Source organism: Mesorhizobium sp. M0317 (assembly GCF_040321555.1).
Lineage (GTDB): Bacteria > Pseudomonadota > Alphaproteobacteria > Rhizobiales > Rhizobiaceae > Mesorhizobium.
In genome coordinates this window covers 77,165-96,882 of the sequence record NZ_JAMYRV010000003.1, presented here as the reverse complement: position 1 = coordinate 96,882, position 19,718 = coordinate 77,165, and the positions used below count along the sequence as shown (strand labels likewise).

Sequence of the window (19,718 nt, the reverse complement as noted above, 5' to 3'; positions counted from 1 at the left end):
CCCCTCCCCACTGGCCTCGTGAAAGACCCGCATGTCGCTGACTTCCGCATTGACCATAGCCCAACAGTCGCTTCAGACCACATCGAAGCAGACCAGCGTCCTTTCCCGCAATATTGCCGACGCCAGCAACCCCGACTATGCCCGCCGCACGGCGGTCGTCGTCAGCAGCGCGCCCGGCGCCCGCTCGGTCGAGATCCAGCGCGCCACCAACGCCCTGCTGTTTCGCCAGAACCTTAGCGCGCAATCGGCATGGAGCGGCCAGAGCACGCTTTACAGCGGAATTGACCGCCTCGCCGTTGCCGTCAACGGCGTCGACAACGCCTCCTCTGCCTCGACCGCGATCGGCAAGCTGCAGAACGCGCTGCAGCTTTACGCCGCTACGCCATCCAACCAGAACCTCGGCTCCAGCGTCATCGACGCGGCCCAGCAGGTGGTGCGCGCTCTGAACGACGGCACCAACGCGATCCAGGATTTCCGCACCCAGGCCGATGGCGAGATATCGACGGCGGTTAACGATCTCAACTCGCTGCTTAGTCAGTTCCAGGACGCCAACAAGGCGGTCATCTCCGCAACCCGTTCGGGTACCGACGCATCCGACGCGCTCGACCAGCGCGACGCTTTGCTGAAGAAGATCGCGGACTATGTGCCGGTGTCGACCTTCACGCGGGGCGACAACGACATGGTCATCACCACCAAGGATGGCACGACACTGTTCGAGACCATTCCGCGCTCGGTAAGTTTCACCCCGTCGGCGGGCTACACGGCCGGCACACCAGGCAACACCATCTACATCGACAATGTGCCGGTCAGCGCCGGGGCTGGCGGCAACACCAGCGCCGACGGCAAGCTCGCCGGGCTCATCACCTTGCGCGACGGCGTCGCGGCGACGATGCAGAGCCAGCTCGACGAAGTGGCGCGCGGCCTCATCACCGCCTTTGCCGAAACAGCACCTTCGCAGCCCGACCGAACCGGCCTGTTCACCTGGTCGGGTGCGCCCGCCATTCCGGCCGCCGGCACGCTGATCGACGGGCTTGCCGGCTCGATCAAGGTCAACGCCGCAATGGACCCGAGCGTCGGCGGCAATCCGGTGCTGCTGCGCGACGGCGGCGCCAATGGTGCGGCGTATATCGCCAACACCGCCGGCAACGCCTCCTATTCGCAGCTCTTGATCGGCTATGGCGACAAGCTCGACAAGCCGATGCCTTTCGACGCTGCGGCCGGCATCACCGTGACGTCCAGCGTCTCCGACTACGCCGCCAATGCCATTGGCTGGTTCGAAGGCCAGCGCCAGCAGGCCTCGAGCAATGCAGACGCCAAGGAAGCGCTGGCATCGCGCACCGCCGAGGCGCTGTCCAACGACACCGGCGTCAATGTCGACCAGGAGATGTCGCTGCTGCTCGACCTCGAACACACCTATCAGGCCTCGGCGCGCATGATGAAAACCGTCGACGACATGCTGTCAGCCCTGCTCGATGCCGTAGGATAAGCCATGAAAGCCACATCTGTCTCATCAGCCGCCCTCTCCAACGCCGCGCGCTATCAGCAGATGCGCATGCAGGCCGAACTGGTCAAAGCCACCAAGGAATCGACGACCGGCACCGTCGCCGATGTCGGTCTGGCGCTCGGCGCGCGCACCTCGCAGGCGGTCACCTTCTCGCGCGACCTCGACCGGTTGAACGTCATCATCGATTCCAATTCGCTGGTCACCGCTCGGCTGTCCTCGACGCAGGCTGCGCTTGGCCAGCTTTCCGACACTGCGCAGAATTTGCTGACCGCACTGACCGCCGCCGGCAATTCCTCGAGCACCATCACGCAGCAAGCCGGCAAGGCCGCCGTGCAGCAGATGACCTCTATCCTCAATGCCAGCGTCAACGGCGAATATCTGTTTGCCGGCACCAACACCGACGTCAAGCCGATCGACGATTTCACCGCCGCCGGCTCGCCGGCCAAGGCGGCGTTCGACGCTTCCTTCTCGTCGTATTTCGGCTTCACGCAGACCGATCCGCTCGCCGCCAACATCACCGCCGCCCAGATGGACGGCTTCATCACCAGCAATGTCGTGCCGCAGTTCATGGGCGCCGGCTGGCAGGCCAACTGGTCGAACGCCACCGACCAGCAGATCGTCAGCCGCATTTCGCTGGGCGAAACCACCCAGACCTCGGCCAGCGCCAATGAAGACAGCATCCGCAAGCTCGCCATGGCTTCCGCCCTGGTCACCGGCCTGCTCTCCGGCAACATCAGCCAGGCGGCGAAGACCACCGTCGTCGGTCGCGCCCAGGCGATGGTCGGCGAGGCGCTGGGCGGACTCGGCCAGTTGCAGGCCGAGACCGGCCTTGCCGAGAAGCGTGTTTCCGACGCGAGCGACCGCATGAAGACGCAGGTCGACCTGTTCGAGCGCCATATCCTCGATCTGGAGGGCGTCGATCCGGCCGAGGCCGCCACCCGCGTCGCGGATCTGACGCAGCATATCGAGACGTCCTTCGCGCTGACGGCGCGCCTGCAGCAGATGAGCCTGCTGAACTACCTGACCTGACAATCTCAACCGCAACGGTAGAGCCAAACGATGTACCAATTCTCCTACGCCGACATCCAGACCGACTCCGTTGCCGATGCGAAAGATCGCGAGCGGCAGCTTTTGACCCGCTCGATCGAAATGCTGGCGGCGGCGGCGGCGGTCGGCCACACCTCGATGGAGGCGGTCGAAGCGCTGCACTTCACCAACCGGGTCTGGACCACCTTCGTCGAGGATCTCGGTTCCAGCGACAATGTCCTGCCCAAGGAACTGCGCGCCAACCTCATCTCCATCGGCCTGTGGCTGCTGCGCGAGGCCGAGGACATCCGCCAGGGCCGCACCGACAATTTCGAAGGGCTGATCGAAGTGTCCCAGATCATCCGGGACGGCATTCAATGACCAACACGCTGAAGATATCGCTGAAGCCGAACGAGAAGATCTACATCAACGGCGCCGTCATCCGCGTCGACCGCAAGGTCACCGTCGAGCTAATGAACGACGTACAGTTCCTGCTCGAGAACCATGTCATCCAGGCCGACGATGCCTCGACGCCGCTCAAGCAGCTCTATTTCATCCTGCAGGTGATGCTGATGAACCCGGCCGGCGCCATCGAGGCGCGCGCCATGTTCCGCCGCTCGCTGCCCTTGCTTTTGGCAAGCTTCGAGGATGAGCAGATCAGTGGCGCGCTGAAGCAGATCGACCGCATGGTCGGCGAAGACCATATCTATGAAGCGCTGAAGGCTATCCGCGCGCTTTATCCGCTCGAACGCCGCGCACTTGGCGGCAATGACGATGTTCTGGGTGCGAAGCGCCCGCTGGCCGTGGGAGCACAATACTGATGAATGTGGACATGACGACGACGATCCCCACGGGCGCCAACCAGGGCACCCAGCAGACGTCGAAGACAGCGGTCGACTACCAGTCGTTCCTGAAGCTGTTGATCGCCGAGATGAAGAACCAGGATCCGACGAAACCGATGGATTCGACACAGTATGTCGCCCAGCTCGCCACCTTCTCGCAGGTCGAGCAATCGGTGCAGACCAACACCAAGCTCGACCAGATCATGCAGTCGTCGGCGCTGTCGCAGGCCGATGCCCTGATCGGCCGTTCGATCACCTCGGCCGACGGCAAGACGACCGGCGTCGTGGCCTCGGTCAAGCTTGCAAGCAACGGCGTGATCGCCGTGCTGCAGAACGGCACCGAAGTGCCGGTCGGCGCGGGCGTTTCGATAAAGCCGGCCAGCTAGACAGTTCCATAGAGGCGCGCTCACATGAACGAGGCCGACGCACTCGACATCGTCCAGTATGCGGTGTGGACGGTGCTCGTCGCGTCCGCGCCGGTGGTGCTGGTTGCCATGGTGGTCGGCATCGGCATCGCGCTGATCCAGGCCCTGACCCAAATCCAGGAAATCACCCTGACCTTCGTACCCAAGATCGTAGCCATCATGCTGGTCGTGGCGCTGACCGGTCCGTTCATCGGCAGCCAGATATCGGCCTTCACCAACGTCATCTTCGAGCGCATCGAAAACGGGTTCTAGGCAGCGCTTGCAGGCGGCTGTGTTCCGGCTAGATTGCAGGCCATGACTCAGGCAGAACTCACCGGCAGGCCATGTGCGGAATAGCCGGCGTCTGGCGCAAACGAAACCCGATCGACGCCAACGACCTGTCGGATGTCGCCAGCATGATGCAGGCGCTGGTACATCGCGGCCCCGACGATCATGACAGCTGGCACAACAATCGGCTGGCGCTCGGTCACCGCCGACTTACCATCATCGATCCCTCGCCCGCCGCCCGTGAGCCGATGCTGACTTCTTCCGGCGATGGCGTTCTCGTCTACAATGGCGAGGTCTACAATTACCGCTCGCTGCGCGAAACGCTGCAGGCGCAAGGCGTCGTCTTTCGAACCATCTGCGATGCCGAAGTGGTTCTCGAAGCCTTGCATCACTGGGGTCCCGAAAAAGCCGTGCCGCTGTTCGACGGGATGTTTTCCTTCGCCTATTTCGACGCTCGCAGCAGTGCGCTGTGGCTTGCGCGTGACCGTCTTGGAATCAAGCCGATGTCGGTGGCCGACACGCCGGAGCGAATCCTGTTCGCCTCGGAGGACAAGGCGATCCTCGCCTGCGATGGTTTTCCGCGCGACATCGACAGCCGCGAGATCACCTTGCGGCTTGCCTGGCAGAGCCGCGATTCCAGCTACAGCCTGTTCGACCGCATCGAGCGCCTGCCGCCCGCCGGCCTGTGGAAGATCACCGACCAGGGTATCGAGAAGCGCCGCTTTTGGCATGTGCTGGACGTGCTGGAGACCGCGCGCATTACCGGTGACGTATCCTCTGATGCTGAGCACATGGCGACGCTCGAGGCGTTGCTTAAGGACAGCGTCGGGCTTCACTGCATCGCCGATACCAGCGTTGCCACCGCCTGCAGCAGCGGTGTCGATTCCGGGCTGATAACGGCGCTGGCAAAGCGGTTCAGGCCGGAAGTCCATGGTTATGTCGTCGACCCGCTGCTCGGCCACAGCGAGGCCGAAGACGCCGAACGCACCGGCCGCCATGTCGGCGTGCCCTTGCGCCGGGTGCCGGTCGACAGGAACCGGTTTTTCGAACTTTGGCCAAGGGTAATCTGGCATCTTGAAAGCGATGGCTGGCACGCCAGCCATGTCGCGCTGCTGGCGCTTGCCGAACGATGCCGGGCCGATGGCGTCAAGGTGCTGCTCACCGGCGAAGGCGCAGACGAATTGTTTGGCGGCTACCCCTTGCAGGCCTTGAGCATGAAGAAGTGGCGTTCCTGGTCGTGGCCCCGGCGCCTAGTCCATTCGAAGCGCTCGCTCGACCGGAGATTCGAGCAACAGCGTCATGCCCCCTACAAGGTCTCGGCTGGAAGCCACTCACAAATGGATCGCAGCATGGTCCTGCGTGCTTTGTCGCCGGAGCTGAATTTCCTGCAAACCGAGATCTTCGACCGGCTGGAGCCGGTGACGCCGCCCGCGGATCGCGCCTTTCTCGGTAGTTGCCTCTACGACCTCTATTCGCATCTGCAGGACATCCTGCACCGGCACGACCGGCTGAGCATGGCGGCGTCCGTGGAACTGCGGGTCCCGTTCCTGGAAAACCGCCTGATCGACTTCGCCATCCATTTGCCGAGGCGGCAGAAATACCGCGACAAAACAGGAAAATGGCTTTTGCGAAAGGTCGCTGAAAAGCATATTCCGCGCCAGAACGTCCATGCGCGCAAGATCGGCTTCGAGATGTCGTCGCAATTTTCGGCCGGCACGGAGACTTTGCTGCGCGGCGGTTTCCTGCGCGATGCCTTGAAATGGCCCGCCGCGAATTTGGAGGACATGGTCCAGCTCGCGCGGCGCGAGCAACCGTCCAGGCTGCGGCTTGTCGGCATGGAGCTTTTCCTGCGCCTTCACGCCGGCGGCGAGACGCCAAGCACGCTGACCGAAGCCTTGCATGCCGCTGCCCGGGACAGAAGCTGACTTCGCGCGCGGCCGACAGCCCCGCGCAGTGGACCAATGAGAACATCGCTCTGGGTAGCGGACCCTTCCCGGCTGACGTATTTTCGCCTTGCTATCCTGTTGTTGGACCATGATCTTTTTCGAAGATGCGTTCGCCCTTTTGGATGTCGTGCTCTATTTCAAACGGATGCCATGATTGTCGTCCCGGCGGACGAAACCAGCACGTGAAGGTGGGACAGGTCCAATGATCGATGACGAGCCGGACAGCGAACGCGTCTCGGCGCTGGCGCCGTTCCGGCACGGCATCTTCCGCGCCGTCTGGTCGGCCAGCCTGGTGTCGAATTTCGGTGGCCTGATCCAGGGCGTCGGCGCCGCCTGGATGATGACCACCATCGCCACGTCGCCCTATCAGGTTGCGCTGGTCCAGGCCTCGGCCACTCTGCCGATCATGCTGTTTGCACTCGTCGCCGGCGCCATCGCCGACAGCTTCAACCGGCGCAAGGTGATGCTGATCGCCCAAATCTTCATGCTGGTCGTCTCTGCACTTCTAACGCTGTTCACCTGGAACGGCTGGATGACGCCGTGGACGCTGCTTGCCTTCACCTTCCTGATCGACAGCGGCACGGCGCTCAACAACCCGTCCTGGCAGGCATCGGTCGGCGACATGGTGCCGCGCAACAAGCTGCCGGCCGCGGTTGCACTTTAATTCACTGGGCTTCAACCTGACACGCAGCGTCGGTCCGGCGATCGGCGGCATCATCGTTGCCGCCGCTGGTGCGGCTGCTGCCTTCGCCGCCAATGCGCTGAGCTATATAGGTCTCATCATCGTGCTCTTCCGCTGGAAGCCGGAGCTGCCGGTCTCGACGCTACCGCGCGAGACGCTGGGCGCCGCCATGGGCGCCGGCCTGCGCTATGTCGCCATGTCGCCCAACATCGGCAAGGTGCTGGTCAGGGGCTCTGCCTTCGGCTTCAGCGCCGGCGCGGTTTTGGCGCTGCTGCCGCTGGTGGCGCGCGACGTCGTCAAGGGCGATGCCTTGACCTACGGCATCATGCTCGGCGCCTTCGGCATCGGTGCCGTCGGCGGCGCGCTGATCAGCGTGCGTCTCAGACAATTGCTGTCCAGCGAGACGTCGGTGCGCATGGCCTTCGCCGGCTTTGCCGTCTGCGCCTTCAATGCCGCCATCAGCCTCAATGCCTGGCAGACTGCGGCGGGTCTGCTCATCGGTGGCGCCTGCTGGGTGATCGCGCTGTCGCATTTCAACGTCACGGTGCAGATGTCGACGCCGCGCTGGGTCGTCGGCCGGGTGCTGTCGGTCTACCAGACGGCGACCTTCGGCGGCATTGCGCTGGGCAGCTGGATCTGGGGCGTCGTTGCCGATGCGCATGGCGCCGAAACCGCGCTGATTGCGGCGGCCATTGCGATGCTTGTTGGCGGCGCCATCGGCCTGTTCCTGCCGCTGCCGCAGCAGACGACTCTCAACCTCGACCCGCTCAACCGCTTCAAGGAGCCGCATCTCGGCCTCGACCTGAAGCCGCGCAGCGGCCCCATCGCCATCATGATAGAGTACATTATCCGCGACGAAGATGTGCCCGAATTCCTCGCCACCATGGCCGAGCGCGGGCGCATCCGCCGCCGCGACGGCGCCCGCAACTGGACGCTGGCTCGGGACCTAGAAAATCCCGCAGTCTGGATCGAACACTACCACACGCCGACCTGGCTGGAATACATCCGCCACAACCGGCGCGCCACCCATGCCGACGCCGTCGTCGGCGAGCGGGTGCGGGCGCTGCACAGCGGCGACGAACCGCCGCGCGTGCGCCGCCTGATCGAGCGCCCGACGACCGCCGGCACCGCGCTGGTCTCGCCGAAGGGGCCAATCGATCACTGAGCTCGCCATAGCCGTAGCGCCGGTCAGCCGGCGCTCTGGATCATGTAGAGCTTGCGCGTGGTCTCGCGTATCAGCCACTCGCCCTTCCAGCCCTGCGGCAGGACGAGGAGATCGCCCGGACCGAGTTCCCGCACCTCGCCATCGATGCGGCTCAGTTCCACGCGCCCCGAAATGATGTGGCAGATCTCCGACGAGCCCGAACGATCGGCGGTGAAGCGGCCGGGCGTGCATTCCCAGATGCCGACATCAACAGTCCCGTCCGGCGATTGAAAGAACGAGCGCACGGCCTCGACCTGATCCCCTTCAATCGAGGTTGGCTTAGGAGAGAACGCGCCGATCTCGGCCTTGGCGAGATCGTGGAAGGTCGAAAGATCGATCAAGTCTAGCTCCATGGATAAGAGCAATTCCAGGAAACGGGTCTGCCCCGGAATTGCGTGAGAACAAATGGCTTCAGTGGCCGGTGATGCTGTCGGCCAACGCGGCCAGCTTCGAGGTGCGCGCAAGCCCTGCCGCCTCGCGGCCATCGGCAATGCGATAAAGCTGGTACATCGAATGCACGCCCAGCCAGCGGAAGGGCTCCGGTTCCCATGGCCTGACCTTGCGGTTGACCCAAGGCAGCTTCGTCAGCTCGGTGTTTGCCCCGAGAACAAGGTCAGCCAGCGTGCGCCCCGAAAGGTTGGAGCTGGACACGCCGAGGCCGACATAGCCGCCGGCCCAGCCGATGCGGGTCGCGGGGTCGAGGCCGACCGTGGTGCACCAGTCGCGCGGCACGCCGAGCACGCCGCACCAGGCGTGATCGATGCGGCATCCCTTGGTCTGCGGCAAGAGCGTCGTCAGGATCGTGTGCAGCTGGTCGATCGTGGCCTGCTGCGTCTGGCCGTTGACGTCGGTGCGCGAGCCGTAGCGATAAGGCACGCCGCGTCCGCCCATCGTGATGCGTCCCTCACGCGTGCGCTGGGCATAGCAATAGGCATGCGCCGCATTGCCGAGCAGTTCGTGCCCTTCCCAACCGATGTCGCGCCACAGGTCGGGCGGCAGCGGCTCGGTCACGATCTGCGCGCTGTTGAGCGCCAGCCAGGTCCGCTCCTCGCCGGGGATGCCTGATGTAAAACCCTCGGTCGCGCGGATGATCGTCTCCGCCTGCACCGTACCGCGGTCTGTCGTCACGCTGCCCTTGGCGATGCTTGTCACCGTCGTCTTCTCATAGATCGGCACGCCCAGCCGCTCGGCGGCATCGGCAAGCCCACGCACCAGCTTGGCCGGCTGCACCCGCGCCTGGCCATGCACGACGAAGCCGCCCATGACGTTACGGATGTTGATGCGCGTGCGCGTTGAGGCGGCGTCCAGCATCTCGACGCGGTTCGGGTCGACATCCCAGGAACGGATCGTCTCGCATTCTTCGCGCACGCGCTCCAACTGCGCTGCGTTGGTGGCCACCGTCAGATTGTCGACGCGGCGAATGTCGGCGTCGATGCCTTCCTCGGTCGCGACCCGGATCACTTCGTCGACGCAGCCTGCCATCGCAGCCTGCATCGCCATCACGCCTTGGCGGCTCGATGTCTTGAGATATTTTTCGCGCGACCAGCTGAAGCCGCCCGACAGCCAGCCGCCATTGCGCCCCGAAGCGCCGAAGCCGGCAAATTCGCGCTCGACGATCACGACGCGCAGCGATGGCTTCGCCTTTTTCAGATAGTAGGCGGTCCACAGGCCGGTATAGCCGGCGCCGACAATGGCGACATCGGCCTCGATGTTTCCAGGCAAGGGCGGGCGCGGAACGGGAACCGCCCCCAGATCCGCATACCAGAACGATATGTCGCCGTTGCGCTTGGCTTGCATGGAATGACTTTCAGATGGGATCAGGCCAGATGGGATCAGGCCAGATGGAATCAGGTGAGTGTGGTGTCGGCGCTTGCGTCGTCCGCGAGCAGCTTGGCGTCGCTGCCGTCGAAGCAGAGCTCGACCTTGTCGCCGAGGCCAAAACTCTCGCCGGTTAGCGGTGAGCGCACGATCGCGGCCGAGCCGTCGGCGAGCTTAACTTCGTATTTCGATTCCGAGCCGAGATAGATGGCTTCCGCGATCGTCCCCGACAGGCGGTTGGCGCCATTGCCAGCACTTTGGCCGGGCCGCCGTATGGCGAGCTTTTCGGGACGCAGCAACATCACCGGGCTGACTTCTCCCGACAGTTTACGCGGTACCGCCACCGTCTCGCCGGCGATGCTCATCGCGGTGCTGTTGCCATCGCTGCGCGCCTTGCCGCGCAGCACGGTGGAATCGCCGATGAAGCGGCCGACGAACAGCGTTGCCGGCTCGTCATAGAGCTGGCGGCCGGTGCCGACCTGCTCGATGCGCCCGCGGTTGAACACGGCGATGCGGTCGGACAGCACGAGCGCCTCTTCCTGGTCGTGCGTGACATAGACGAAGGTGGTGCCGAGTTCGCGATGGATGCGCTTGATCTCGAGCTGAAGCCATTCGCGCAGCTTCTTGTCGAGCGCGCCGAGCGGCTCGTCCATCAGGAGCAGCGGCGGGTCGAAGACGATGGCGCGTGCCAACGCCACGCGCTGCTGCTGGCCGCCCGACAATTCGCTGGGATAGCGATGCGCGAAATCGCCCATCTTGACCATGTCGAGCGCCCTTGCCACGCGTGTCTGCCGCGTCGCCTGGTCGACGCCGCGCAGCGTCAGCGGATAGGCGACGTTGCGGCCGACGCTCATATGCGGGAACAGCGCGTAATGCTGGAAGACGACGCCGATGTTGCGCTTGTGCGCCGGCATGCCGACGACGCTTTTTTCCCCGACCAGAAGCTTGCCGCTGGTGACATCGGTGAAACCGGCAATCACGTTGAGCGTCGTCGTCTTGCCCGAGCCGCTGGGGCCGAGCAGCGTCATGAACTCGCCGGGCTCGATGCGCAGCGACACGCCGTCCAGCGCCTTGAAGCCGCCATAGGCCTTGCTGATCGCTTCGAGATCGATCGCCGCGCCCTTGCTTGTCGGCTTCGGATTCATTGGCGTCCTTTCCGCTCGCGGCCAAGAAGGAGCATGCCGCCGCCGATCAGGATCGTGGTCGCGAAAAGCAGGATCGTGCCGACAGCCGCGACCGTCGGATCGGCGTCGCGCGTGATCGAGGCAAAAATCTGCACCGGCAATGTCTTGAGATAGGGGTTCGTGATGAACAGCGACACGACAATCTCGTCGAACGAGGTGGCGAAAGCGAACAGCAGGCCTGAGAGCACGCCCGGCGCGATCAGCGGCAGCGTCACCGTGCGAAACGTGGTCAGTGCGCCGGCGCCCAGGCTCGCGGCGGCTGTCTCCAGCCGGCGGTCGAACACTTCGAGACTGGCCGAGACCGCGATCAGCACGAAGGGCAGCGCAAGGATGGTGTGGGCCAGCACGAAGCCGAGCAGCGTCCCGACGAGCTGCGTGTCGAGATAGACGGCATAGATGCCGATCGCCAGCACCACGCCCGGCACCACCATCGGCGTCAGCATCAGCATACGCAAAAGGTTCGCCGGCCGCGCCTTCATGCGGTCGAGGCCGAAGGCGGCAAGCGTGCCGAGCACCGTTGCCAGGACGGCAACGATGGAGGCGACTTTCAGCGAGTTCAGGAAGCTGTTCGACCAGTCCGGATTGGTGGCGAAATTCTGGTACCACTGCCAGGAAAAGCCTTGCGGCGGAAACGCCAGCGATTTGTTTTCGTTGAACGACATCGGCACCACGACCAGCGTCGGCGCCACCAGCCATATCGCCACCAGCAGGCAGACGAGCCCGAGAAGAACGCGGGTGAGCGGCTTCATCTCCATCAGCGCCGCCCCGCTTCCCGATGACTGGACCGCATCACGGGTGCTGCCAGCGCCAGCAGCACGAAGGTGGTGACCAGCAGAACGACGCCCATGGCGCCGCCCCTGCCCCATTGCAGCAGGCTCAGCACCTGCGTCTGCACCAGCGTCGACAGCATGGTCGAGCGCGGGCCGCCGAGCAAAGCAGGCGTGATGTAGAAGCCGAGCGACAGGATGAAGACGATGATCGCGCCGGCATAGACGCCGGGCAGCGACAGCGGCAGATAGACGGTGAAGAACGCGCGCGACGGCCGCGCACCGAGGCTTTGCGCCGCACGCATCAGCCTGAGGTCGATGCCTTGCATCACGGAATAGAGCGGCAGGATCATGAACGGCAACAGCACCTGCGCCATGCCGATGACCACGCCGGTCTGGGTGCGGATCAGCTTGACGCCGCCGAACCCGACCGAGCGCAGCAACGAATTGATGACGCCCGAATCCTGCAGCAGGATCACCCATGACAGCGTTCGCACCACACCACTCACCCAGAACGGGATCAGCACGCAAAGCACAAGCACCAGCCGGACGCGCGGCCCGACCGCGGTCATCAGATAGGCATAGGGATAGGCCGCGATGACGCACACCAGCGTCACCCAGGCCGAGATGACAAAGGTCCGCTGCAGCACCGTCAGGTTCACCGGCGCACCGAAGAACCAGGCATAGTTCTGCAGCCCCCACTCAGGTTCCGACAGGCTGCGCAGCACGATGGTGAGCAGCGGGTAGCCGATCACCGCGACAAGCAGGATGAGCGCCGGCGCCGTGAGCGCGAACGGCCGCCATGCCCGACCGGGCCGCACATCGGCGGCGGGTTGGGCGATGGGTTCGGACGCGCTCACGGCCTGGCTCTCACTCGGCTGTTCAGTTGCCTGCCATCAGCGCCGACCACTTCTCCTGCGCCACCGGGAAGTTCTCGACCCAGAACTTGATGTTCTGCTTGTAACCCTGCTTCTGGCGCTCTGGCGTGTTGGTCAGGAAGGCGGCGACCGACGCATCGACCTTTGGCTGCGCGTCATTGTTGATCGGCGTATAGGAGGTCTGCTGCGCCAGGATCTCCTGCGGCCCCTTGCCGAGATAGGCATTGAGCAGCGCATAAGCCGCATCCGTATCCTTGACGCCGACCGGAATGGTCATCTGGTCCATCACCACCAGCCAGTCCTGCCAGGCCGGCGCATATTTGGCGCCGTTCTTCACCGCCGTCATGGCACGGCCCGTCCACATCATCAGCATGTCGGCCTCGCCGGACTCGGCGAGTTGCTGCGATTCAGCGCCGGTCTTCCAGTAGATCGTGTCGGGGCCGAGCTTGCGGATCACGTCGATGGATTTGTCGATGTCGGCCACCGTCATCGCCTTCGGATCGCCGCCCGACGCCTTCAACGCCTGCTCCAGCAGGCCACCGGTCGGATCGCCGGAACCATCCAGCGCGCGCACGCCCGGGAATTTTGCCGTGTCGAAGAAATCGGCCCAGCTCTTGGGCGGGTTATCCCCATACTTCTCCTTGTTGTACATCAGCACGACGCCGTAGTTCATCGCCGGCACCGAGCATTCGCCGACCTGGCCCTCGGGCACCTTGGAGACGTCAAGCTTGCTGAAATCAAGCTTCTGGAACAGCTTGCCGCAATAGACGTAAGGCGGCAGGTCGGCGGTGTCGACGACGTCCCAGGTGACGTTGCCGGATTCGACCTGCGCCTGCAGCTTGGCGATCTCTGTCGGCCCGTCATTGAGCAGCGTGGCGCCGGACTTTTCGACGAACTCCTTGAGCGCGGCGGCCTGGCCGTCCTGGTAGATGCCGCCATAGGAGACGAGCGTCAGCGTCTTTCCCTTGAGCGAGCCTTCCTTGACCTCACCCGCGACAGGCTTTTCCTGCGCGAACGCTGCGGTTGCCAGAACGCCGAGCGCCAGCACGGCGCCAAGGCCAAGATGTCTTGTTTTCAGCATGATTATTGTTCTCCCATTTGACCCGCATGGATTGAACCTACCTGGCTGCGAGCGGTTTCCAGGCCCTGTATTGATCGAGTTCGGCGCGCACCGAAGTCGGTGGCGCAATGATCCACATCACCTCGGCTCGACCACTGCCGATGTTCTCTGAGCGATGTGCTGTCGATGTCGCGTATTCGATGCTGTCGCCCTCTTCCAGCACATGCCTGACATCGCCGAGCGAAACCTCGACGATGCCGCGCAGCACGACGAGCATCTCGTGCGCGTCGCCATGGGTGTAGAGCGCTGGGCCGGTCGAGCCGCCGATTTCGAACTCGCCGACATAGACTTCCATGTCGCTTAAAGGGGGACGCGAGAGCAGCATCTTGCGGCAGCCGTCGCTGGGCGGCAGGCTCGGCCGCTCGCTGCGCAGCAAGACCCCGCGCTGCCCGGCGGCACTATCCTCGAACAGCATCGCCACGCTCACCCCAAGCGCCGAGGCCATCTGGTTGAGCGAGGCGGTGCTGGCGCCGGTCAGGCCGCGCTCGAGCTGGCTGATGAAGCTGGCGCTGGTCCCGGTCAGCTCGGCGAGTTCGCGCAGCGAAAGCCGCCGGCCGAGACGCAGGCTCTTCAGCCGCTGGCCCAGCATCTGATGGGCATGCGTCGCCGTCGAGGCGACGCCATTCTTGACCGGAGCCTGGTCGGTGCTCATCCCGTCTTTTTCTCCCACTGAACAATTTGTACAGTGACACTGTACACGTGGCAAGCGCCGAGTAGGGACATTTAAGATGCCGGCCGAGGCCTAGTCTTCGCCCGACAGGTCGCGCCGCGCCTTGTCGAGTTCCTCGGCGTAGCGCCGTATCAGATGGCCCTCGGTCAAAAGCCCGACAACGGCCCGGTTGTCGAAATTCTTGACCACCTCCAGTTCCTCCGCGACGGCGCGCTGGATGGTTTCGGCGGTGGACTGGACGTTCATGGTCGGCACCAGCACCGCATGCCGGAATTTGGCCGGCGCCAGCACCGGCGTCTCACCATCGGACGGATCGCTGTGCAGTTCGGCGACGATCAGCACGCCGACATAATGCCGGCTGCTTGCGGCGCCCTGGCGCTGAGGCGCAGTCAGGCTTGCCGCCCCGCTTCAATTCCCCGCGAGCGTGTCGAGGTATATGAGCGATCGCTTACGCAATCGACGCAGCTGTGCTATTTTTGGCCGTCTCTATTTCCCTCAAGGAGGAGAAGATGAGTGCGCGGGGATTTTTTTCATTAGCTGTTGGCATGATTTTTTTGAGCTCGTCTGCGGTGAGCAATTCAAGCATGGATATGCCGGTTAGGTCTGTTGTGTCACACCCGATGTCTCTTTTTTTGGCGGGAGGCAATCCGGAAAACCAAAGCCGGCCGGCAAAGGAATTTATCCAGACTGCACAACAAGATGTTTGCTGTCCTGGCGGCTACCCTTGGTATCGCAATTCGACGAACACCTGCTACGGCAGCTATGAAGACTGCCACGATACCGATGGCGGCGGATGGTCCTGCAGACAGGTCAACGCCTGCTAGACTTTCTTGGGCCTACGCCTTCTTGACTGTGCCCGGTCCTCAGATCGGCTTCGGCTCGCCGGCCTCGTAGAGCATGAGGTTGCGCTCGCCTATGCCGAGCGATGCCCAGCTCGCCCGCCAATCGGCGATGTGAGGCGAGCGGAAATGCGCGTCGAGCGCGGCCCTGTCGCTCCACACCTCGATTACATGGATGAGCCCGGCGTCGAGCACGTCCTGCGCGTAGGAGTATTCGATGCAGCCGGGCTCCGCCCAGCTGCCCAGTATCATGCGCCGCATGGCCGGCCTTGCCTCGTCGAGCCGTTCCGCCGGCAGGCGAATGGTGCCGATGATCACCAGCATGATCTCTCTCCTCAAGGCCTCTGTCGTCCCGGCAAGTAACCAGTCCTCCCACCCTCGCGCAAGCTTGACCGGTTAGGCTCGAAGGGCTGTCGCGTGCTCGGCAGGCTTGTGATTGGGGACGATATGGCCGTCAGCGAAAGCTTAGCGACAGGAACAGTGGCCAAGAACGGCCGCGATGTCTTCTTCGCCATCGGCATCGTCATCATCCTGGCCGTGCTGTTCCTCCCGATCCCGGCCTTCCTCATCGACATCGGCCTCGCCTTCTCGATCGCACTGTCGGTGCTGATCCTGATGGTGGCGCTGTGGATCCAGCGGCCGCTCGATTTCTCGTCCTTCCCGACAGTGCTGCTGATCGCCACCATGCTGCGGCTGTCCCTCAACATCGCCACCACGCGCATGATCCTGTCGCATGGCAATGAGGGCACGCACGCCGCCGGCTATGTCATCGCCGGCTTCTCCAAACTTGTGATGGCCAGCGATTTCGTCATCGGCCTGATCGTCTTCATGATCCTGATTGTGGTCAACTTCATCGTCATCACGAAAGGCGCCACCCGTATTGCCGAAGTCGGCGCCCGCTTCACCCTCGACGCCATCCCCGGCAAGCAGATGTCGATCGACGCCGACCTGTCCGCCGGCATGATCGACGACAAGACAGCGCAACTGCGCCGCCGCGAGCTGGAAGAGGAATCCTCCTTCTTCGGCTCGATGGACGGCGCCTCGAAATTCGTCCGCGGCGACGCCATTGCCGGCCTCATCATCACCGCCATCAACATCGTCGGCGGCATCGCCATCGGTTACATCAGGCACGGCATGGGCATGGGCGAAGCCGCCGATGTCTTCATCAAACTGTCGGTCGGCGACGGCCTCGTCACCCAGATCCCGGCGCTTATCGTTTCGCTCGCGGCCGGCCTGCTTGTGTCCAAGGGCGGCACGCGCGGCTCGACCAACCAGGCGGTGTTCGGCCAGCTCGGTGCGCATCCGCGCGCGCTCTATGTCGCGGCCTCGCTGCTCGTCCTGCTCGGCCTGATGCCCGGCCTGCCGTTCTTCCCGTTCTTCACGCTAGCCGCCGGCATGGCCGGCCTTGGCTACGTCATCCCGATGCGCGCCAACCGAGAGGCTGCCGCCGCCGAAGCGATCAAGGATCTGGAGAAGGCGAACAAGGTCGAGGAAGAGAAGAACTCGGTCAAGGCTTCGCTGACCACCGCCGAGATCGAGCTTCTGATCGGCAAACAGCTGTCGACGCGGCTGCTGGTGTCGCATCAGGAACTGGTGTTCCGCATGGCCAAGATGCGCAAGAAATTTGCCACGCAATATGGCTTCGTCGTGCCGGAAGTGCGCGTCGCCGACGATTTCGGCATCCCGCCGAAAAGCTATCAGATCAAGGTCCACGGCACCGTCGTCGCCGAATACCAGATGCGCGTCGGCGAGATCATGGTGCTGCTCGGCAACCGGGATTTGCCCGACGTTCCCGGCGAGGAAATCCGCGAGCCGGCCTTCGGCATGCGCGCCTTCTCGGTGCTCGAAACCTTCGCCGAGGATCTGAAGCGCGAGAACTATACCTTTGCCGACAACATGTCGGTGCTGCTCACCCATTTGTCCGAGGTGATCCGCAACAACCTGCCGCAGCTTCTGTCCTACAAGGACATGAAGGCGCTGCTCGAGCGCCAGGATCCGGAATACCGCAAGCTCGCCGACGAGATCTGCACCTCGCACATCTCCTATCCCGGCCTGCAGGCGGTGCTGAAATTGCTGCTGGCCGAACGCGTATCGATCCGCAACCTGCATTTGATCATCGAGGCTATCGCCGAGATCGCGCCGCATGTGCGCCGCACCGAGCAGATCGTCGAGCATGTCCGCATCCGCATGGCCCAGCAGATCTGCGGCGATCTCTCCGAGGGCGGCATGCTCAAGGTGCTGCGCCTCGGCAACCGCTGGGACCTCGCCTTCCACCAGAGCCTCAAGCGCGACGCCAAGGGCGAGGTGCGCGAATTCGACATCGACCCGCGCCAGCTGGAGGAATTCGGCCAGGACGCGACCAAGGCGATCCGCAAGCATCTCGAGGCCGGCGAGCGTTTTGTCCTCGTCACCGCGCCCGATGCTCGCCCCTATGTGCGCATGATCATCGAGCGCCTGTTCACGACGCTTCCCGTTCTCTCCCATGTCGAAATCGCCAAGGGCGTCGAGATCAAGGTGCTCGGGACGATCTCGTGAACATACTGTCGCAAGGCGTCGTCATCGCCGCCTTCCTCGCCTTCTGTCGCATCGGCGCCTGCTTCATGCTGATGCCGGGCCTGTCCAGCGCCCGCGTGCCGGTCCAGGTCCGGCTGTTCGTGTCGATCGCCGCCACCGGTGGCCTGCTCGCCTTCCTGTGGGACAAGATCTTTCCCTTCGTCGATGCGCGTCCGCAGGTGCTGGCGCCGATGATCATCTCCGAACTTTTGGTCGGCGGGCTGATCGGCGCGATGACGAGGCTCTACATGGAGGCTCTGCGCTTCATGGGTTCGGCCATCGCCATGCTGATCGGCTATGGCGGCACCGGCGGCCCCGCCATCGAGGAGCCAGAACCGCAGGCGGCTCTCGCCGCCATCATCTCGTTTTCAGCGTTGCTGCTGCTCTTCGTCTTCGATTTCGACCACGAGATCATCCGCGCTCTGGTCGCCTCCTACACGGTGGCGCCGGTCAACGTCTTCTTCAATCCGCAGGCCGCCCTGGTCGATCTCACCGACACGGTGTCGGACGCCTTCTTCCTGGTCATCCGGCTCGGCAGCCCGTTCATCGCCTATGCCATCCTGGTCAATTTGACGATCGGCTTCGTCAACAAGCTGACGCCGCAGATTCCGGTCTACTTCATCTCACTGCCTTTCGTCATCGCCGGCGGCATGATCATCTTCTACTTCGCCATCGGCACCATGCTGTCGCTGTTCGTCGACGGCTTTGTCGATCTGACGCTGGCGAGGTGAGATGAGCACGCGCAAGGAACGGCTGAAGAAACTGGTCAAGGTGCAGGAGCAGTTGAAGGCCCTGCACGAGACGCGCCATGCGGCCTTCCTGGCGGCAGCGGCAACCGCCGAAACCGAGGCCAGGGAACTTGTCCAGCATTTCGACGCCGACCAGTCGATGGCGGTGCTGTTCCCTGACCTCTACCATCGCCGCATCGCCAATGCGCTAGTCCGGCAGGAAGCGAGCCTGGAAAGCGGCAGGCAGGAGGTCACGCTCATCGCCACTGCGACGGCGCGCACCAACATGGTCGAGCGCGCCTACAAGGACGTGCGCCGACAGGACGAACGCGAACGCTCCGACCGCGACCGGCTCGATCTGATCGCGCAGAGGCGCGGGCAGGAATAATCGAAAGTTAAAGCCGCGTCACTTGCGGACGGCGTTCGGTTTCGTTCCGTGCGGCGGGCTGTATTGGGTGTACGGCGCCGTGTTCGGCCTCTGCGCCTACGCCACCTACGATCTGACCATGGCGACGCCGGCAGCGCCCACCGCAAACGACCAGATCGCATCGACCCAGCCGGACTTGCCGCTGCTGATAGCAATGGCCCAGCATCCGGCGAAGGATTTCAAACCGGCAAGCCTGCCACAAGCTTGTTGCGGCATGGTCGCTCAGGAAACCCGGCAAAGAGGCGGACTTTCTTGGCGATTTCTCCACCCAGTGACATCGTTCTCGATGTTGCCCGAGCCGTCGACCCGGCGGATATCGAGGCTGCCCGTGCCGCGCTGGCCAAGCGGGCCAACGGCGTTGGCGGTAATTTTTCTGTCGACATGGCTGCTTCGGTCGATGCCGGCTCGATCCTGTCGCGCGCTACCGCCGACAAGGCCGCCGCAAATGCCGATCCCGCCAGCAAGTTCAAGAAGTTCGAGGCGATGGTCTTGCAGACCTTCATCCAAAACATGCTGCCCAAGGACACCGAGGGCGTCTACGGCAAGGGGCTGGCCGGCGACATGTGGAAATCGCAGCTTGCCGAGCGTGTCGCCGACGTCATGGCCGAGCGCGGAGGCATCGGCATCGCCAAATCGCTGCTCGCCGACCACTACAAGGACGGCAAGCGCACCGTGCCGATCGGCCCGGTGTCAACCGGGCCGCACAAGACCGAGATCGACCAGCAGACCCGGCTGTCCACCTCGCTGGTCGAGGAATTGCAGCGCAAGGCCGCACGGTCGATGACCGGCGACGAGACGACCATCAAAACCGAAATCAAGATCTAGACCAGGATTTTCA

Annotated in this window: 21 protein-coding genes and 1 pseudogene; 13 read left to right on the top strand and 9 right to left on the bottom strand. The window is 63.7% G+C overall.

Annotated elements, in window-relative coordinates; translation table 11 throughout:
- Positions 1-31: 31 nt before the first annotated feature.
- The 8 genes and pseudogenes from flgK to NKI88_RS04550 all read left to right on the top strand — a co-directional run bounded on the left by flgK (position 32) and on the right by NKI88_RS04550 (position 7,857).
- Positions 32-1,486 carry a flagellar hook-associated protein FlgK gene (gene flgK / locus NKI88_RS04585; RefSeq protein ID WP_023701067.1) on the top strand — a complete coding sequence of 485 codons (1,455 nt, stop codon included), beginning with the start codon at positions 32-34 and terminating at the stop codon, positions 1,484-1,486.
- 3 nt (positions 1,487-1,489) lie between these two features.
- Positions 1,490-2,533: a flagellar hook-associated family protein gene (locus NKI88_RS04580; RefSeq protein ID WP_352653932.1), complete on the top strand. Its 1,044-nt coding sequence runs from the start codon at positions 1,490-1,492 to the stop codon at positions 2,531-2,533.
- 30 nt (positions 2,534-2,563) lie between these two features.
- On the top strand, positions 2,564-2,911 hold the full coding sequence (gene flaF, locus NKI88_RS04575; protein WP_023671893.1) for a flagellar biosynthesis regulator FlaF: 348 nt from the start codon (positions 2,564-2,566) through the stop codon (positions 2,909-2,911).
- Positions 2,908-3,351, top strand: coding sequence for a flagellar biosynthesis repressor FlbT (gene flbT / locus NKI88_RS04570; RefSeq protein ID WP_023695743.1), 444 nt, complete (start codon positions 2,908-2,910; stop codon positions 3,349-3,351). Before flaF ends, flbT begins: the two co-directional genes overlap by 4 nt.
- Positions 3,351-3,758, top strand: coding sequence for a flagellar hook assembly protein FlgD (flgD, locus tag NKI88_RS04565; RefSeq protein WP_023671895.1), 408 nt, complete (start codon positions 3,351-3,353; stop codon positions 3,756-3,758). The genes flbT and flgD overlap by 1 nt, the downstream gene beginning before the upstream one ends.
- Before the next feature lie 24 nt (positions 3,759-3,782).
- Positions 3,783-4,049, top strand: a complete 267-nt coding sequence (fliQ, locus tag NKI88_RS04560; protein ID WP_023671896.1) for a flagellar biosynthesis protein FliQ — start codon at positions 3,783-3,785, stop codon at positions 4,047-4,049.
- A 71-nt stretch (positions 4,050-4,120) separates the two neighbouring features.
- Positions 4,121-5,989 carry an asparagine synthase (glutamine-hydrolyzing) gene (asnB, locus tag NKI88_RS04555; protein WP_352653930.1) on the top strand — a complete coding sequence of 623 codons (1,869 nt, stop codon included), beginning with the start codon at positions 4,121-4,123 and terminating at the stop codon, positions 5,987-5,989.
- A gap of 223 nt (positions 5,990-6,212) precedes the next feature.
- Positions 6,213-7,857, top strand: a pseudogene (locus NKI88_RS04550) (MFS transporter).
- Positions 7,858-7,880: 23 nt separating this feature from the next.
- Here NKI88_RS04550 and NKI88_RS04545 read toward each other — a convergent pair.
- The 8 genes from NKI88_RS04545 to NKI88_RS04510 all read right to left on the bottom strand — a co-directional run bounded on the left by NKI88_RS04545 (position 7,881) and on the right by NKI88_RS04510 (position 14,675).
- Positions 7,881-8,249: a cupin domain-containing protein gene (locus NKI88_RS04545; RefSeq protein ID WP_352653928.1), complete on the bottom strand. Its 369-nt coding sequence runs from the start codon at positions 8,247-8,249 to the stop codon at positions 7,881-7,883.
- Positions 8,250-8,307: 58 nt separating this feature from the next.
- A complete protein-coding gene (locus tag NKI88_RS04540; RefSeq protein WP_352459802.1) occupies positions 8,308-9,693 on the bottom strand; it encodes an NAD(P)/FAD-dependent oxidoreductase in 1,386 nt (461 codons plus the stop codon).
- A gap of 50 nt (positions 9,694-9,743) precedes the next feature.
- Entirely contained in the window at positions 9,744-10,859 is a 1,116-nt protein-coding gene (locus tag NKI88_RS04535; RefSeq protein WP_352653926.1) for an ABC transporter ATP-binding protein, read from the bottom strand.
- On the bottom strand, positions 10,856-11,653 hold the full coding sequence (locus NKI88_RS04530; protein WP_023695739.1) for an ABC transporter permease: 798 nt from the start codon (positions 11,651-11,653) through the stop codon (positions 10,856-10,858). Before NKI88_RS04530 ends, NKI88_RS04535 begins: the two co-directional genes overlap by 4 nt.
- The gene (locus NKI88_RS04525) at positions 11,653-12,525 is read right to left on the bottom strand and encodes an ABC transporter permease (protein ID WP_023683283.1); all 873 of its coding nucleotides are present in this window, start codon (positions 12,523-12,525) and stop codon (positions 11,653-11,655) included. The genes NKI88_RS04530 and NKI88_RS04525 overlap by 1 nt, the downstream gene beginning before the upstream one ends.
- 22 nt (positions 12,526-12,547) lie before the next feature.
- Complete coding sequence (locus tag NKI88_RS04520) at positions 12,548-13,624, bottom strand: extracellular solute-binding protein (RefSeq protein ID WP_023683282.1); 1,077 nt, start codon at positions 13,622-13,624, stop codon at positions 12,548-12,550.
- A gap of 37 nt (positions 13,625-13,661) precedes the next feature.
- The gene (locus tag NKI88_RS04515) at positions 13,662-14,315 is read right to left on the bottom strand and encodes a helix-turn-helix domain-containing protein (protein ID WP_027049833.1); all 654 of its coding nucleotides are present in this window, start codon (positions 14,313-14,315) and stop codon (positions 13,662-13,664) included.
- Between the two features lie 90 nt (positions 14,316-14,405).
- Positions 14,406-14,675, bottom strand: a complete 270-nt coding sequence (locus NKI88_RS04510; RefSeq protein ID WP_352653924.1) for a hypothetical protein — start codon at positions 14,673-14,675, stop codon at positions 14,406-14,408.
- Between the two features lie 167 nt (positions 14,676-14,842).
- Between NKI88_RS04510 and NKI88_RS04505 the strand changes: the two genes are divergently transcribed.
- Entirely contained in the window at positions 14,843-15,157 is a 315-nt protein-coding gene (locus NKI88_RS04505; protein WP_155921527.1) for a hypothetical protein, read from the top strand.
- A 39-nt stretch (positions 15,158-15,196) separates the two neighbouring features.
- Here NKI88_RS04505 and NKI88_RS04500 read toward each other — a convergent pair whose 3' ends face one another.
- Entirely contained in the window at positions 15,197-15,496 is a 300-nt protein-coding gene (locus tag NKI88_RS04500) for a putative quinol monooxygenase (RefSeq protein ID WP_023691739.1), read from the bottom strand.
- 123 nt (positions 15,497-15,619) lie between these two features.
- On the opposite strand from NKI88_RS04500, the gene flhA reads away from it, so the two are divergent.
- From flhA to NKI88_RS04480, 4 genes are all read left to right on the top strand, one after another.
- A complete protein-coding gene (gene flhA, locus NKI88_RS04495) occupies positions 15,620-17,707 on the top strand; it encodes a flagellar biosynthesis protein FlhA (RefSeq protein WP_023671908.1) in 2,088 nt (695 codons plus the stop codon).
- Positions 17,704-18,456, top strand: coding sequence for a flagellar biosynthetic protein FliR (fliR, locus tag NKI88_RS04490; RefSeq protein WP_023691740.1), 753 nt, complete (start codon positions 17,704-17,706; stop codon positions 18,454-18,456). The genes flhA and fliR overlap by 4 nt, the downstream gene beginning before the upstream one ends.
- Position 18,457: 1 nt before the next feature.
- Positions 18,458-18,841 (top strand): hypothetical protein, encoded by a 384-nt coding sequence (locus NKI88_RS04485; protein ID WP_352653923.1) that lies wholly within the window; start codon positions 18,458-18,460, stop codon positions 18,839-18,841.
- A gap of 291 nt (positions 18,842-19,132) precedes the next feature.
- Positions 19,133-19,705, top strand: a complete 573-nt coding sequence (locus NKI88_RS04480) for a rod-binding protein (protein WP_023671918.1) — start codon at positions 19,133-19,135, stop codon at positions 19,703-19,705.
- The last annotated feature ends 13 nt before the right edge of the window (positions 19,706-19,718 follow it).

Excerpts from the sequence above, each read along its gene's own strand:
- NKI88_RS04545 (WP_352653928.1), bottom strand. The coding sequence starts at position 8,249 with ATGGAGCTAGACTTGATCGATCTTTCGACCTTCCACGATCTCGCCAAG.
- NKI88_RS04505 (WP_155921527.1), top strand. The coding sequence starts at position 14,843 with ATGAGTGCGCGGGGATTTTTTTCATTAGCTGTTGGCATGATTTTTTTG.
- flhA (WP_023671908.1), top strand. The coding sequence starts at position 15,620 with ATGGCCGTCAGCGAAAGCTTAGCGACAGGAACAGTGGCCAAGAACGGC.
- flbT (WP_023695743.1), top strand. The coding sequence starts at position 2,908 with ATGACCAACACGCTGAAGATATCGCTGAAGCCGAACGAGAAGATCTAC.
- NKI88_RS04520 (WP_023683282.1), bottom strand. The coding sequence starts at position 13,624 with ATGCTGAAAACAAGACATCTTGGCCTTGGCGCCGTGCTGGCGCTCGGC.
- NKI88_RS04530 (WP_023695739.1), bottom strand. The coding sequence starts at position 11,653 with ATGGAGATGAAGCCGCTCACCCGCGTTCTTCTCGGGCTCGTCTGCCTG.
- flgK (WP_023701067.1), top strand. The coding sequence starts at position 32 with ATGTCGCTGACTTCCGCATTGACCATAGCCCAACAGTCGCTTCAGACC.
- NKI88_RS04540 (WP_352459802.1), bottom strand. The coding sequence starts at position 9,693 with ATGCAAGCCAAGCGCAACGGCGACATATCGTTCTGGTATGCGGATCTG.
- NKI88_RS04580 (WP_352653932.1), top strand. The coding sequence starts at position 1,490 with ATGAAAGCCACATCTGTCTCATCAGCCGCCCTCTCCAACGCCGCGCGC.
- fliQ (WP_023671896.1), top strand. The coding sequence starts at position 3,783 with ATGAACGAGGCCGACGCACTCGACATCGTCCAGTATGCGGTGTGGACG.
- NKI88_RS04500 (WP_023691739.1), bottom strand. The coding sequence starts at position 15,496 with ATGCTGGTGATCATCGGCACCATTCGCCTGCCGGCGGAACGGCTCGAC.
- flaF (WP_023671893.1), top strand. The coding sequence starts at position 2,564 with ATGTACCAATTCTCCTACGCCGACATCCAGACCGACTCCGTTGCCGAT.
- NKI88_RS04535 (WP_352653926.1), bottom strand. The coding sequence starts at position 10,859 with ATGAATCCGAAGCCGACAAGCAAGGGCGCGGCGATCGATCTCGAAGCG.
- NKI88_RS04515 (WP_027049833.1), bottom strand. The coding sequence starts at position 14,315 with ATGAGCACCGACCAGGCTCCGGTCAAGAATGGCGTCGCCTCGACGGCG.
- asnB (WP_352653930.1), top strand. The coding sequence starts at position 4,121 with ATGTGCGGAATAGCCGGCGTCTGGCGCAAACGAAACCCGATCGACGCC.
- flgD (WP_023671895.1), top strand. The coding sequence starts at position 3,351 with ATGAATGTGGACATGACGACGACGATCCCCACGGGCGCCAACCAGGGC.
- NKI88_RS04485 (WP_352653923.1), top strand. The coding sequence starts at position 18,458 with ATGAGCACGCGCAAGGAACGGCTGAAGAAACTGGTCAAGGTGCAGGAG.